Source organism: Nostoc sp. (assembly GCF_036917815.1).
Classification (GTDB): domain Bacteria; phylum Cyanobacteriota; class Cyanobacteriia; order Cyanobacteriales; family Nostocaceae; genus Nostoc.
This window is the reverse complement of sequence record NZ_JBALEK010000082.1, coordinates 87,264-101,894: the sequence shown is the minus strand read 5'-3', so window position 1 is coordinate 101,894 and position 14,631 is coordinate 87,264. Positions and strand designations below refer to the sequence as shown.

At 41.9% G+C, this 14,631-nt stretch carries 6 protein-coding genes; 4 read left to right on the top strand and 2 right to left on the bottom strand.

Going from position 1 to position 14,631, the window contains the following annotated elements:
• Positions 1–16 precede the first annotated feature (16 nt).
• From V7K97_RS24770 to V7K97_RS24760, 3 genes are all read left to right on the top strand, one after another.
• Positions 17–730 (top strand): carbonic anhydrase, encoded by a 714-nt coding sequence (locus V7K97_RS24770; RefSeq protein WP_334803636.1) that lies wholly within the window; start codon positions 17–19, stop codon positions 728–730.
• Positions 731–1,034: 304 nt separating this feature from the next.
• The gene (locus V7K97_RS24765) at positions 1,035–2,531 is read left to right on the top strand and encodes an NADH-quinone oxidoreductase subunit M (protein WP_334803635.1); all 1,497 of its coding nucleotides are present in this window, start codon (positions 1,035–1,037) and stop codon (positions 2,529–2,531) included.
• A 149-nt stretch (positions 2,532–2,680) separates the two neighbouring features.
• Entirely contained in the window at positions 2,681–3,988 is a 1,308-nt protein-coding gene (locus V7K97_RS24760) for a CO2 hydration protein (RefSeq protein ID WP_334803634.1), read from the top strand.
• A 488-nt stretch (positions 3,989–4,476) separates the two neighbouring features.
• On the opposite strand, the gene V7K97_RS24755 is transcribed toward V7K97_RS24760, so the two are convergent.
• A complete protein-coding gene (locus V7K97_RS24755; RefSeq protein WP_334803633.1) occupies positions 4,477–5,556 on the bottom strand; it encodes a hybrid sensor histidine kinase/response regulator in 1,080 nt (359 codons plus the stop codon).
• A 12-nt stretch (positions 5,557–5,568) separates the two neighbouring features.
• Positions 5,569–10,500 (bottom strand): PAS domain S-box protein, encoded by a 4,932-nt coding sequence (locus V7K97_RS24750; protein ID WP_334803632.1) that lies wholly within the window; start codon positions 10,498–10,500, stop codon positions 5,569–5,571.
• A 578-nt stretch (positions 10,501–11,078) separates the two neighbouring features.
• On the opposite strand from V7K97_RS24750, the gene V7K97_RS24745 reads away from it, so the two are divergent.
• Positions 11,079–14,438: a PAS domain S-box protein gene (locus tag V7K97_RS24745; RefSeq protein ID WP_334803631.1), complete on the top strand. Its 3,360-nt coding sequence runs from the start codon at positions 11,079–11,081 to the stop codon at positions 14,436–14,438.
• Positions 14,439–14,631: the final 193 nt, after the last annotated feature.

The window sequence follows — 14,631 nt, the reverse complement described above, 5'->3', positions numbered from 1 at the left end:
TTGTGAGAATAATTCCATGAGCAGACAACATCGACAGACAAATCTTTCCAGAAGAAGTTTATTCAAATTTGGTGCAGGTGCCATCGGTACAGGTGTATTGACAGCCGGACTTAACTCAAACTTACTTGCAGCCGAAAAAGCCCCAGTAGAAGATGATATTACCCCCGACAAAGCATTGCAAGAATTATTAGATGGAAATGAAAGATTTGTCCAAACAAAACGCCGCAATCCCCACCAAACCCATTCGCGTTTAGTCGAAGTTGCTAAAGGTCAAAAACCCTTTGCTTCGATTCTCGGTTGTGCAGATTCACGGGTACCTTCAGAGATTGTCTTTGATCAAGGACTGGGAGATTTATTTGTCTGTCGTGTAGCTGGTAATATTGCGACAACAGAAGAAATTGGTAGCCTAGAATTTGGCAGCTTAGTATTAGGTTCCAAAGTGATTGTGGTAGTGGGACATGAAAGATGTGGTGCTGTGAGTGCTGCAATTAAAGGTGGTGAAGTGCCAGGAAAAATTGGGAGTTTAATTGAGGCAATTAAACCCAGTGTAGAAAGCTCAAAAGACCAATCGGGAGATAAGATAGAAAACGCTTGTAAAGCAAATGTTTTGGCACAAGTTCAAAAATTAAAATCATCACCAGTTTTATCTAAGTTAATAGATGAAGAAAAGCTGAAAATAGTTGGAGCTTATTACGATTTAGATACTGGCAAAATCAGTATGGTAGTCTAGCATTTTTGTCATTGGTCATTGGCTAAGAGGATGTTTGAAAAGTCCTTCTCTTGGTAGCAAAACGTTTTAGATCCCCCTAAATCCACGCCACGTGCTTCTCCCAGGGGGAGACGCTACGCGAACAAGTCTCTTAACCGCAAGGGCGCAGTGGCTCCCCGATAAATTGGGGGACTTTGATTCCGGTTCCCCCCTTAAAAAGGGGGGTTAGGGGGGATCAACAAGTGCCTAAAATCACAGCTAAATACTTTTCAAACAACCTCTAAGAGTAAGTCATAAAATACAAAGGACAAAGGACAAAAATACCATGTTAAGTGTCTTGATTTGGCTGCCAATTTTCGCCGCTTTTTTGATAGCAATATTACCTGTAAGCATTCCTAGTCATCGTATTCGGCTAACAGCATTAATTTTTTCTGGCATAGTTCTCTTCTGGAACCTGTTTATCCTGCTAAAATTTGATATCAGCAATCCAGGAATGCAATTTAAAGAATATTTACCCTGGAATGAAACCCTTGGCTTAACCTATCAATTAGGGGTTGATGGACTTTCTATATTGATGTTGGTGTTAAATAGCCTGCTCACTTGGATTGCTATTTACAGCAGTAGCAAAGAAACTGAACGTCCTCGGTTATTCTACTCGATGATTTTATTAGTTAGTGGAGGAGTTGCAGGTGCTTTTGTAGCAGAGAATTTGCTACTATTCTTCCTATTCTACGAACTAGAATTAATCCCCTTCTACTTACTAATTTCCATTTGGGGAGGGTCAAAACGGGGTTATGCTGGGATGAAATTCCTGATTTATACTGCTGTTTCGGGAGCATTAATTCTGGCAACATTCTTGGGTATGGTGTGGCTGAGTGGTTCTACCAATTTCGCTTTTGATGCAGTCTCTACAGAAAATCTGTCAACAGCAAAACAAATCCTTTTACTAGCAGGAATAGTATTAGGTTTTGGCATTAAAATTCCCTTAATTCCCTTCCATACTTGGCTACCCGATGCTTATGTTGAGGCTTCAGCACCAATTGCCATTCTTCTGGGTGGCGTGTTAGCAAAGCTGGGAACCTATGGACTGCTACGATTTGGATTGGGTATGTTTCCCCACGCTTGGAGTATTATTGCACCGACTCTAGCGATTTGGGGAGCAATCAGCGCTATCTATGGGGCAGTAATTGCGATCGCTCAAAAAGACATCAAGCGCATGGTAGCATACAGTTCCGTCGGTCACATGGGCTATATCTTACTAGCTGCTGCCGCCAGTACTTCCCTAGCACTTGTGGGTGCAGTCGCCCAAATGTTTAGCCACGGTATCATCCTGGCGATTCTCTTCCACCTGGTGGGAGTTGTGGAAGCGAAAGTTGGCACCCGCGAGTTAGATAAACTCAATGGTTTAATGAGTCCCATACGTGGTTTACCTCTAATTAGCGCCTTACTAGTTTTAAGTGGGATGGCTAGTGCAGGTATTCCCGGTTTAACCGGATTTATCGCGGAATTCCTTGTCTTTCAAGGTAGTTTCTCTGTCTTTCCCATCTCAACAATTTTGTGTGTAGTGGCTAGTGGATTAACCGCAGTTTATTTTGTCATCCTCCTTAACCGTACCTGTTTTGGCAGACTTGATAACTTAGCCTACTATCCCAAAGTTTTATGGTCTGAGAAAATACCAGCTTTAATTTTGGCAGCTTTTATCATCTTTTTGGGAGTACAACCCAGTTGGTTAGTACGTTGGAGTGAATCTACAACAACAACAATGGTGGCTGCAATTCCCCCCTTAGAAAAAACCGTAATCTCAGAAGTAGCGCTGAAATAGGAAATACATCAAAACACTTGTAGAGACGGCGATTTATCGCGTCTCAAAACTCAAAACTCAAAACCTATCCCTCCAGACGCGATAAATCGCGTCTCAAAACCTATCCCCCCAGACGCGATAAATCGCGTCTCTACAAATTTACGATTACCATGACAGCAATTAAAACTGCAATTAAATTACCTCCTTCTAATCACGAATTTGCCGAAGTAATTCACCGCTTAGAAGCAGGCGGTGCAATGTTACCCGATACTCCAGAAAATTTGATGCAAATCATCGGTTTATACAAAGCTTATGCTGTACCGATGGATTTTTACTGGCGTGACCTACTTTATATTGCTGAACGCGAATTTTTAAACCCGCTTCCCTTCTTGAAATACTTCTTGCCGAAAGAGTATTTAGAACTGCATAATCATTATGCTGGTGATGATGCAGATTTACGAATTTGGCGCGGCGAAGCTACTGCACATCCCGAACTTTTGGCATTTATTGAGAAGGGTGAGACTTTCAAAATGCCCAAGTTGTTGCATCATTTGTTCCACGATCGCATTAACATGGAATTTGCGGAAGCTTGTATGCGAGCGATGTTGTGGCACAGGGGGATGGGTGGGCAATTTGACCCCTACCTAGATTCTGAAGAATACAAAGCCAACGCTGACCGAGCAATTAAAGCTTACTTCCAAGGAAACCCCGTTATGCTGGGGCTTTATAAGCTGTTCCCCGATATGTTTTTGGAACAGTGCCGCCAGATGTCATACTACGCTAACCTGGGCTTATTCTGGGAAATCATGGCTCCGGTATTCTTTGAAATGTCCGACCGGTATGACGAAGGTACTATTACCAGCGTCCCAGAGGCGATGAGCTTCATAGTTAATGGTATATTTGCGATCGCAGGTCGTCCTATTTACCATCACGTTTATATTCGTGGACAATGCTACGAAATTGTCCCCAAATCTAAGGGTTTTATGTGGTTATATGAAGCCGCATTACCTTATGTCGAAGCAGTTTTCTACCGCACCGCACCCTTCCGAGGGACAAAATCTTATAATGCTCAAGCGCGTCAAGTCCCAGAAGACCAAAAAGATTTTCACTATGGCATTCTTTACGCTGATGTATTTCCAGTAGGTACGGCTGGCATTCCCCCCACATTATTAATGCAAGATATGCTGCATTTTTTGCCACCATATCTTATTGATTACTACAGCCAACATTGCCGGGGTGAAGAAGATATGTTGATTCAGTTAGGGGTTAGTTTTCAACGGTCAATGTATTGTGTCACTTCTGCGGTAATTCAAGCTTTGCGAACGGCACTTTTATATCCATTAGATGACCCAAATCCCAAGCACTTGCAAGCCAATCGAGATTTCTTTGAAATGCAGCTAAATCGCTTTACTCGACCTGACTATAATATTCGTGATGCTGCTCGTTTGGGGAGTATTCAGAAGCAAGATTATCGATAAGAGATCCCCCCAACCCCCCTTAAAAAGGGCAGGGCTGATTCATTCCCTAAAAGACCTTAATTTACAAGCGTATCAGTCAAAAAAATCAGGTTTTTAAACACTCTAATTGGGTCAAAAACCAGGCGATCGCACTTAAATTTACCGATTGAAACAGTAATTTTTCGATTACCAACTCACTAAATTTTCTGGTTGATACTCTTGACAAAATTCTGATCTGAACGAATGAAACAGCCCTGCCTTAAAAAGGGGGGCTTTATTTATAAAAAGCGGCGGGAAACTCCACCCCAGGTGTCTGTAGAGGGATAGCCGCCCCGCCGCTTTAGTCATTAGTCAAAAGTCATTGGTCATTGGTACTAATGACTAAAAACTCCATCCCGCAAGTGGCGTGGAGTTTTTTATTGTTTTTTGCTATTAGTGGATTTACGGTTTCTCCTGATAATATCCGTGGACTAGATTAAAAAATAATGCGATCGCAACTTTAGAGTTAATTAGGGATTTTTGAGTAATACAGTAAAAATACTACCATTCGGATGATTATCTTCGATGGTAATTGTACCACCATGTGCCTCGATCGCAATTTTACAGAAAGCCAATCCTAAACCAATTTGCGAAACTTCTGGCATCAAATTTCCAATTTCATACTTCTGGAAAATGATTTGTCGTAAGTCTTCAGGGACTCCCGAACCAGAATCAGCCACCTGTACTTTCGCACCTCCTGCGGGCAAATACTCTCCCCGGAGGGTGACTTGAGACTTGGATGGCGAAAACTTAATGGCATTGGAGAGCAAATTATCCAGCACTCGACGAAAGATAACTGCATCTACTGCAATCATGCCACCAGGTTGGGGTAATTCACTAATCAGGGTGAGGTTCTTTTGGGCAGCGATCGCCTCAATATCTGCTACAGCTGAGATACACAGGGCACAAAGGTCTACTTCTGTGTAGTTGAGAAGCATTTTGCCCGATTCCAGTTTTGCCATGATCAGCAAGCTATCAATCAACGATTGTAGCTGTTGTCCAGCAATTAAAATTTGATCGATTTTTCCTTGCTGGTGTTTCGGTGACAAACCTGCAAACCGAAGAATCTCTGCTCCTAAGACAATACTGGCAAGTGGATTTCGCAGATCGTGGACAATCATATTTACCATGTCTTCTCGCAGCTTGAGCAAGACTTGCATATCGTCATACTGCTGCTTAATCCGCAACATCGAATGAACTCTGGCTCGTAATTCTACACCATTGACGGGTTTACTAATGAAGTCATCTGCACCCGTCGCCAGACATCGAGCCAAATCTTCTTTATCGGTTAATGCTGTCACCATGATGATGGGCATCGCTTGCCATTGTGGATCACTTTTGATCAGCTGGCAAACTTCAATCCCATCGAGATCGGGCATCATCACATCTAATAAAATCAGATCGGGCTGAAAACTCTCAAGACGATTTAGAGCTTGTTGACCACTAGGAGCGTAGTATAGCTGGTAGTTTTCACCATCCAGCAAGGTTTCAACAACATCAAAGTTATCGGGTTCATCATCGATTACTAAAATAGAGGGTTGACTATTCATCGAGAATTTCCGTTACTTTCTTAAAAGTAGTTGAATTGTGATTACAAGCTCTTTAAGTTTTATGGGTTTGGTCAAATATTCGTTAGCTCCAGCTGCTAAACAAGTTTGGCGATCGCTAGGCATAGCTAAGGCCGTTAGTGCAATCATGGGAATATGCACAAATTGGCGCTCATTACGGATGCGGCGCATTGCTTCCAACCCGTCCATTCCCGGCATTTGAATGTCCATCACAATTAAATCGGGGCGTTGAACTCTCACAAGGTCAATAGCTTGTTGTCCATTGTTTGCCAGTATGAGATCATACCCTCGACTTTCAAGATAACCGGACATGGTATCAATATTTGCTTGGTTATCTTCTACCAGCAAAATCAAAGGCTTGTCCAGAGAGGCTTCTGGCACTATAATCAAATTTGGCGATTCGGCACGGGGAGAATATTGCAATTTCTCTATAGTTACCTGAAGTTGAGTGCGGGTAATCGGTTTGACCAGATATTCAAAGGCTCCCTGAGCCAATCCTTTGCGACGCTCATCTACAACTGAAATGATAATCGCTGGAATATCTTTGGTTTTTGGGTTGATCTTGAGTTGATTTAGCACATCCCAGCCCGATAGGTTCGGTAGTTGTAGATCCAGAATGATCAGAGCCGGGTTAACTCGTAGTACTTCTTCTACGGCTCCTTCACCTTTGGAATAGATGATGGGTTGCATTCCCATTTCGCCGAAGTAGCGAGTAATTTGGTCAGCCGCCACGATAGAATCTTCGATAATCAAAACTTTAGCATTTCCAGCAGGTAAGCGATAGCTGGGCAATGAACTAGTTACCTGCGTGGTTAGGTTGGTATGGTAGGGAATGCGGACAGTAAAACAACTTCCTTTGCCAACTTCACTGCTAACTGAAACCGTTCCTCCATGCAGAGTAGCAATCCGCCGTACCAGTGCCAAACCTAGACCAGTACCACTGTACTGGCGGTTAAGGCTGCTGTCAAGCTGGATAAAGGGCTGAAACAGCTTGCCGATTTCTTCAGGAGCAATACCGATGCCGGTGTCAGTGACAATGAAGCAAACGTTTAGGGAAGATGAGGAAGAATTTACCCCTCTGCCCCTCTGCTCCCCTGCCTCCCCTGCCTCCCCTGCCTCTTCCAGCCGGACTTCTAGCTTTACAGATCCCCCTTCTGGCGTAAACTTGACAGCGTTGGTCAGTAGGTTGATGAGTATCTGACGCAGGCGGCGATCGTCTACTTGGATATTGTCAATATTCTTAGAGATATGAGTACTAAGACGAATATTCTTTTTCAAAGCCATCTGTTTGACAAAGGCAAGACTGCCATCACAGACGCTTCTGACTGAAACATCACTCAATTGCAGTTCCAGTTTGCCAGATTCGATTTTAGATAAGTCTAGAATGTCGTTGATTAGTTCTAATAAATGTCTGCCACTGCGCTCAATAGTGGCGATCGCTTTTGCTTGTCTTTCGTTGATGGAGCCGAATACACTTTCCTGGAAGCCCTCCGACATCCCCAAAATGGCATTGAGAGGTGTTCGTAGTTCATGGCTCATGTTTGCCAGAAATTCGTCTTTGAGGCGAGTGGCGCGGGCTAGTTGCTCATTGGTCTGCCGCAGTTTTGCGTCAGCTTCTTTGCGATCGCTGATATCAGTGATCCTTACTAGACTCATGGTACGTTCAGCTACAGTAATGTGTTTAGCTGCAATGTTTCCCCAGAAAATCCTACCCTGAAGAGTAACATATTCAATCTCTAAGCTCCATACACCTTTAGACTGCATATCTCTCATGATCGCACCCGTTTCGCTGGCTGTGAATGGACGGCGCTGGAGTGTCTGCCCATTGATATTGAGCAATTCTGCTTTGTCAACCGCCTCAAACAGTTCTACCGCCCGCCGATTGCAATCTAAGGTGAGTCGGGTTTGCGGATCAACCAGAAAGATGGCATCGGCAGATTCGTTAAAAATTGCTTCTCGCAAATCCCTGTTGTGGATGAGTTCTTGTTCGGCTTTTTTGCGAGATGTAATATCATAATTAACCCCAATCATCCCTACAGGTTCACCCTGCTGGTCACGCTTGATAATACCGTAGCCTTTGAGGGTACGAACTTCCACACTTGGTTTAACGATGCGAAATTCCATATCATATTCTTTTTTGCCTTGCACAACTTGCTCGATAGTTGTCGATACATGATTGCGATCGTCTGGATGCACGTAGCTTAACCAAGCATTTAATGTTTCGGCAAAATCGCCGTTGCTCAACCCATATAGTTCGTGCATCCGGTCATCCCAAATTTGTCTTCCTTGGGCGAAATCATATTCCCAGATCCCGAATCGTCCTGATTTGAGTGCTAGGGTCAGTCTTTCCGATAGTTGATGAAGTTGTTCTTCTGCCTGTTTGCGATTGCTGATATCCGTTAGTGTACCGATATAGCCGATAACAACCCCATTAGCATTAGTTTCGGCTAACACATAAGACTGAAACCAATTGATACTGCCATCTGGACGCAGATGCCTACCCTCGTTGCTAAAAAGTCGTGTTTGATCTAATCCTCTTTTATACCAAATCCTGATGATGCGATCGCGGTCTTCTGGGTGCAAAGCCTTTATCCACCCCATCCCCAATGCTGCCTGTGTTGGTCTACCCGTCATCTCACTCCAGCGATCGTTAACGTAAATACACTTACCAACGGCATCCAACTGAAAAATCGCTACAGGAGCCGCTTTTGCCAGATGTGCATAACGGAGTTCGCTGTCTCGAAGGGCTGTCTCTATTTGTTTTTGCTGGGTAATATCTTTGACAATACCCAAAAATCCGATGTTGTGTCCTTCCAGAGCGTGTAGGGTTTTCAGTGACAGAAATACAGGGAAGCGAGAGCCATCTTTGCGAATGTGAGTCCATTCGCTTTCATAGGCGTTTCCGTCTTGAGTGACGATAGTAAAAAATTCCATAGCAGATGCAATTTCCCTACCCAATTGCAGCGAGAGTTCTGCTGCCCGTTGCTTGAGTTCCTCTGGGTCATGAAATATAGTTGGGATTTGGCCAATTACCTCATCTGCTGTGTAGCCCAACATTTTCTGAGCAGCCGCGTTGAAGGTTTGGATGCCATTTGAGTTATTGTAAACAATGCCATAGTCAGTACCATCTAAAATGGCTTGTTGCAAACTAGTGATGGCTAATAACTGGGCTTCTACGTGTTTGCGTTGGGTAATGTCAATGTTGCAACCAACTACGCGGAGTGGATTGCCATCTTGATCCGACTCAATGACGCGACCGCAGCAAATCGCCCAAACAGTAGAACCATCTTTATGTCGATATCTGACCTCATTGTAATAAGGGATTTGACTAGAAGTTTGAAAATATTGGTGAAAGCTTTCCACAAACCCTGGTAAATCCTCCAGAAAAATTAGACAGCACCAATTATCTGAGGGATTAACTAACTCGTGAGCCTCATAGCCAAATATCCGCTTAAAGGTTGGGCTAAAGTATCCCTGATTGTCCCGAAGATTCCAGTCCCAGTAACCCACCTGTGCTGCTTCCAGGATATCCTCAAGGAGCTGTAATTCAATTCGCACCATCTGGGCGTGTCGCCGCTCTTCCTCTGATAGTTTGCGTTCTGTAATATCCATCACCACGCCGAGCATTCGCAGCATTTGTCCACTTGCGTCGTAAACTCCCCGTCCTTTTACCGATACCCAGTGAATGCTGCCATCTTGCCAGACAACTCGGTATTCCACAGCATAATCGGTTTGTGTGGCGATCGCCTGTCTCAATTCCGGCTCAACCCATTCTCGATCTTCTAAATGTAACTGATTGAGCCACTTTTCATAAGTCCAGTTCCCATCACTCGGCTCAGAACCCAAATAGTGAATTGCATTCTCACTAACAAATATTTGATTGGTGATTGGGTTCCACTCCCAGTAGCCAATACCAGCAAAATTCAGGGTAAGTTTGAGTTTCTCTTCGCTGACTTTTAGGGCTGCTTCTGTGCGTTGACGTTCTGCCAGTTCTATCTGTGCTTGCTGATAAGCAGTTCCCTGTTGAATGGCGATCGCTATTTGCACCGCCAGTTGATCTAACAAATCCAGTTCTACTGCTTCCCAGTGGCGAGATGCACTACATTGGTGAGCAATTAATAATCCCCATAATTGCTCGTTCACCAAAATGGGTACTACTAAATTGGCTTTGACTTCAAATTGTTCTAGAAGATGCAAATGGCAATTTGTTAAGCCAGCCTGATAAATATCGTCGATTGCTCGTTTTTTCCCTTGGCGATAGTCATTTCCGGCTCCCTGTTGAAAGCAGGTGTCCAAAATCTGCTTCCCCAAAGCCACCGTCCAACCTGGAAGCACTGACTCCGCCTCTACTGTGCCGCTCATATCCGGCTGAAATTGATAGACAACTACTCGATCGGCTTTCAAAAACTGCCGCACTTCTGTTGCGGTGGTTAGCAGAATCTCTTCTAGTTTAAGAGACTGACGAATCCTTAAGGCGATCGTAGCAATCAGTTGTTGTTGTTCCCGACTGTGTTCTAACTGTCGGGTAAGATGCATCCGTTCAACGGCATGATGAATTGCGCCTCGAAACACTTTTGCCGTGAGTTGATCTTTAACCAGATAATCTTGGACACCACTTTTCATCGCCCGCACAGCAATGATTTCATCCCCTTGTCCTGTCAGCATAATCACAGCAGTTTCGGTATGGTTACAGCATTGCCGAAATTGCTGAATAAACTTCAGCCCATCCCCATCAGGCAACACAAAATCCAGCAAAATGATATCAGGTATCTCCTGTTGACACCATCTCAGTGCTTGGGTTGCCGTCTCAAACTCCAAAATGCGATAGGTATAGAGGCTGTCCTGCTGCAAGAAGTGAGAATATGCTTGCCGATCTTGAACGCAATCATCAATCAGCAGGATTGTTAGGCAAGAAGGATGATTCATAAGTGAAAAATATCAACGCGTCGCGCTTTCAAAAAATTATACCTCGACAACCATGATGGAATGGCACTAAGAGGTAGTTTGAAAAGTGGTTGGTTGTAACTTTTGGCACTGATGGATCCCCCCTATCCCCCCTTTTTAAGGGGGGAACCGGAATCAAAGTCCCCCAATTTATCGGGGAGCCACTGCGCCCTTGCGGTTAAGAGACTTGTTCGCGTAGCGTCTCCCCCTGGGAGAAGCACGTGGCGTGGATTTAGGGGGATCTAGAACTTTTTGCTACCGATAAGAGGACTTTTCAAACATCCTCTAAGAAAAGCCCAAAGACTTGTCTAACCTCGTTCCCAGTCTGAATGTATTCCCAATGGGCTGCTGCCTCTCGTCAATAAATAACCCAATAATAATATAGTCTCCTGAAAAACTCCAGATTTCAAAATGGATGGAGTTGATTGCAAATAATGTAAAACTTTAATAAAAATTAGAAATAAATTAATCATAGAAAATACTGATGTCTTTTAAAGATTTATCAGCAAAAATGTTGTTTACACTTCTTTAAAAATTTTTATTCCAGGCATCTGCATATAATGTTCATTAACTCTCTCAGTTCTGATAATTTACAACTGACTATCATTCGTCATCCGCTCATTGTAAACTCTGAGATTCTCCTTACCCATGTGATTGCACTAATCAATGAAGCACAAGCCAATTGTAATAGTTTATCAGCCAAAGATACCAATTCTTTGAAAAAATCAAGTCAAGACATAGATAGCATCACATCTCAAACTGCCAGTTGTGTTTTAGTTATGGAAAACTCGCAGTTGGTGGGGATAATTACGCAGCGAGATTTAATTAAGCTGACAACACAAGGAAAGAATCTAGAGGGTATCAGTGTTACAGAAGTGATGACAAGGGAGTTAATAACACTTAATAACCGAGATTTTAAAGATGTTTTTACTGCGTTAAATTTGCTGAGGCAGCATCGGATCTGCCATCTGCCCATTGTAGGCGAGCAAGGAGAATTAATTGGATTAGTTACTCCTACAAGTCTACTGGAAGTTTCTATTCAACAAGCCGAACTCTACAATTATACACGAGTTAAACTTGCAGAGCGCCAGAAAGTTGAAGCAGAACTGCGATTAGAGCGTAATTTTGTTTCTACCATTTTGAATCTAACAGACGCTCTAGTTATTGTACTAGATTCTCAGGGGAAAATTCTTCGCTTTAATCATACTTGTGAACAAACTACCGGTTACGCATTTGATGAAATTAAAGGAAGATTTATTTGGGATGTGCTACTGTTACCTGAAATAACAGAATGTCTCAAAGATATTTTTCAAAATTTAGCAGAGAGAGAATTCCCTCAACGTTACGAAACTTCTTTAGTTACAAATAATAGCGATTGCCGCTTAATTTCTTGGTCAAATAAGGTCTTACTTAATCGGGATAATCAAGTTGAGTATATAGTCTGTACAGGTATTGACATTACTGAAAGCCGAAAAGCCCAAGAAGAACTCCAGCAGACTCGCAACTTTTTACAGTCGATGATTGATAATCTGCCTGTGGCAGTCTTTGTTAAAGATGCCAAACCAGAAAGTTTTGGGAAATTCAAACTCTGGAATCATACCTGCGAAAATATTTTTGGCATCACAGCAGAGCAGGCTATTGGCAAAACAGATTACGAATTATTCCCAAAAGAACAAGCAGACCTTTTCCGCCAAAAAGACCTAGAAACCTTTGATAGGGGTGTAATTGAAAAAATTTCTGAAGGAAATATTGACAGCCCCAGTTTTGGGAGAAGAATTTTACACACAACTAAAATTCCCTTGTATGACAAAGATAAACAACCCGAATACCTGTTGTTTATTTTCGAGGACGTTACAGAATACAAACGGGCAGAAAAAAATCTGCAACAAGCAAAAGAGCAATTACAAACGGTTTTAGATGCAGTACCTGGGTTTGTTTCTTGGGTAAATTCTGATGGATATTATTTAGGGGTTAATCGCCATTTAGCTGAAAGTTTCAACTTGACTACCGATGCTTTTGTTAGTCAAGAATTGGGTTTTATGGAAAACAGCCCACAATTTACAAAATTTATGCGTGAATTTTTAGATGGGCAAGATATATCAGATTCTAGAGTTATTGATGTCCAAATAAATGGCAAAATACTCAATTACTTGCTAGTCGCTCAAAAATATCAACAAAATACAGCCGCAGTTGCAGTCGGAATTGATATTACAAAACGCAAACAAGATGAAATAGCCTTAGAAAGTTTGATAAAAAGTACAGCTTATACCACAGGGCGTGACTTTTTTCCAGCATTAGTTGAGCATATTTCTTCTACTTTAGATGTCCGTAATACTTTAGTAACTGAGTTAATTGACGGGGAAATTCACACTTTAGGATTTTGGTCTGATGGGCAGTTACAACCCAATATTTGCTATGAACCAAAATCAACGCCATGTGAAATTTTGCTCAAGCAAGGATTTTACCATTGTAGTTCGAGAATTCAGCAACTCTTTCCTAATGCTAAAAGATTAGCTGCTATGGAAGCTGAAAGTTCTATGGGAGTTATTTTGAGTGATGATTTTGGTCAACCCATTGGCTCACTATGTATAGTAGATGACAAACCCATACCTGACCAACATAAATTTGAAGGAATTCTCAAAGTATTTGCAGCCAGAGCATCTGCTGAACTGCAACGGCAACGAGCGCAAGAAGCTCTACAAAAACTCAATCAAGATTTAGAAGTCAGGGTTAAGCAACGCACTTTAGACTTACAAAAAAGTGAGGCAGAACTTAGAGCTATTTTTCATCAGGCCGCTGTAGGAATTAAACTAGAAACTTTAGATGGTGATTTTCTAAAAGCTAATCAAAAATTGTGTGAAATTATCGGCTACAGCCAAGAAGAAATACTGAAGAAAAATTCTCGAGATATCACACATCCAGAGGATATGCAAATCCATCTAAATAAGTTGCAACAATTAATAGCAGGAGATGTAGAAACATTCTCTATAGAGAAGCGCTATTTACATAAAAATGGTGATGTAATTTGGGTAAATATAACGGTTTCTCTAATTCGAGATCCCATTGGCAAACCTATTTATGTGATTGGGGTAGTTAAAGATATACGCGAACAACAAGCTGCGCTGCGCGAACGTAGAAAAGCTGAAGAAAATATTTGTAAAGCTTTAGAAAAAGAAAAAGAACTTGGTGAGTTGAAATCTCGTTTCATTTCTATGACCTCCCACGAGTTCCGAACTCCTTTAGCTGTGATTGCTTCTTCTGCCGGAATCTTAAAAAGTTTTAGCCATAAACTGGATGAACAACAAAAGCAAAAACATCTCCAGTGTATTCAGACATACATTCAACATACTACTCAACTTTTAGATGATATTTTGCTCATAAATAAGGCGGAAGCTAGAAAATTAGTATTTGAACCAACTTGTATTAATTTAGTTGATTTCTGTTGCTCTTTGGTAGAGGAAATTGAACTCAGTTATCCCAACCATACCCTAGCCTTTTGTCCCCAATATTTGGGTAATTCATCAACAAATGATCGCTTTGTCGCTTGTATTGACAAAAAACTTTTGCGACAAATACTGAGCAATTTGCTTTCAAACGCTGTCAAATACTCACCAGATAGTAGTAATGTTGAAATTGATTTATTAGTTCAAGATAAAAGTGCAGTTTTTCTAATTAAAGATGAAGGTATTGGTGTTTTACCAGAAGAACAACAGAACTTATTTGAACCATTCTACCGAGCTAGTAATGTTGGCAATACGCCAGGAACTGGATTAGGCTTGGCAATAGTCAGCAATTGTATAGACCTTCATGGAGGAAGAATTACCTTCGCGAGCCAGGTGGGAGTAGGTACGACATTTAGGGTGGAACTGCCACTAATTATCAGCAGTGTCCTCCATGAAAAATATCTAATGTGTTATTAGTAAATAATTTGAGGGAACAATAAAGTACGGGATATTATTTACAAAATCGTCACGTTGGAGAATCTATTCTCGCATTTTAAACATCAATATGGCAATCTATATGCTGAAAAAACTCAATCAGCTGTTGCTACTTGAGTATCCTAAATAAATGCTGATTTTGAATGAAACGAAGAAATTACAAATAGGGATTATC

Coding starts and splice junctions, on each gene's coding strand:
- V7K97_RS24770 (WP_334803636.1), top strand. CDS start 17: ATGAGCAGACAACATCGACAGACAAATCTTTCCAGAAGAAGTTTATTC.
- V7K97_RS24750 (WP_334803632.1), bottom strand. CDS start 10,500: ATGAATCATCCTTCTTGCCTAACAATCCTGCTGATTGATGATTGCGTT.
- V7K97_RS24745 (WP_334803631.1), top strand. CDS start 11,079: ATGTTCATTAACTCTCTCAGTTCTGATAATTTACAACTGACTATCATT.
- V7K97_RS24765 (WP_334803635.1), top strand. CDS start 1,035: ATGTTAAGTGTCTTGATTTGGCTGCCAATTTTCGCCGCTTTTTTGATA.
- V7K97_RS24760 (WP_334803634.1), top strand. CDS start 2,681: ATGACAGCAATTAAAACTGCAATTAAATTACCTCCTTCTAATCACGAA.
- V7K97_RS24755 (WP_334803633.1), bottom strand. CDS start 5,556: ATGAATAGTCAACCCTCTATTTTAGTAATCGATGATGAACCCGATAAC.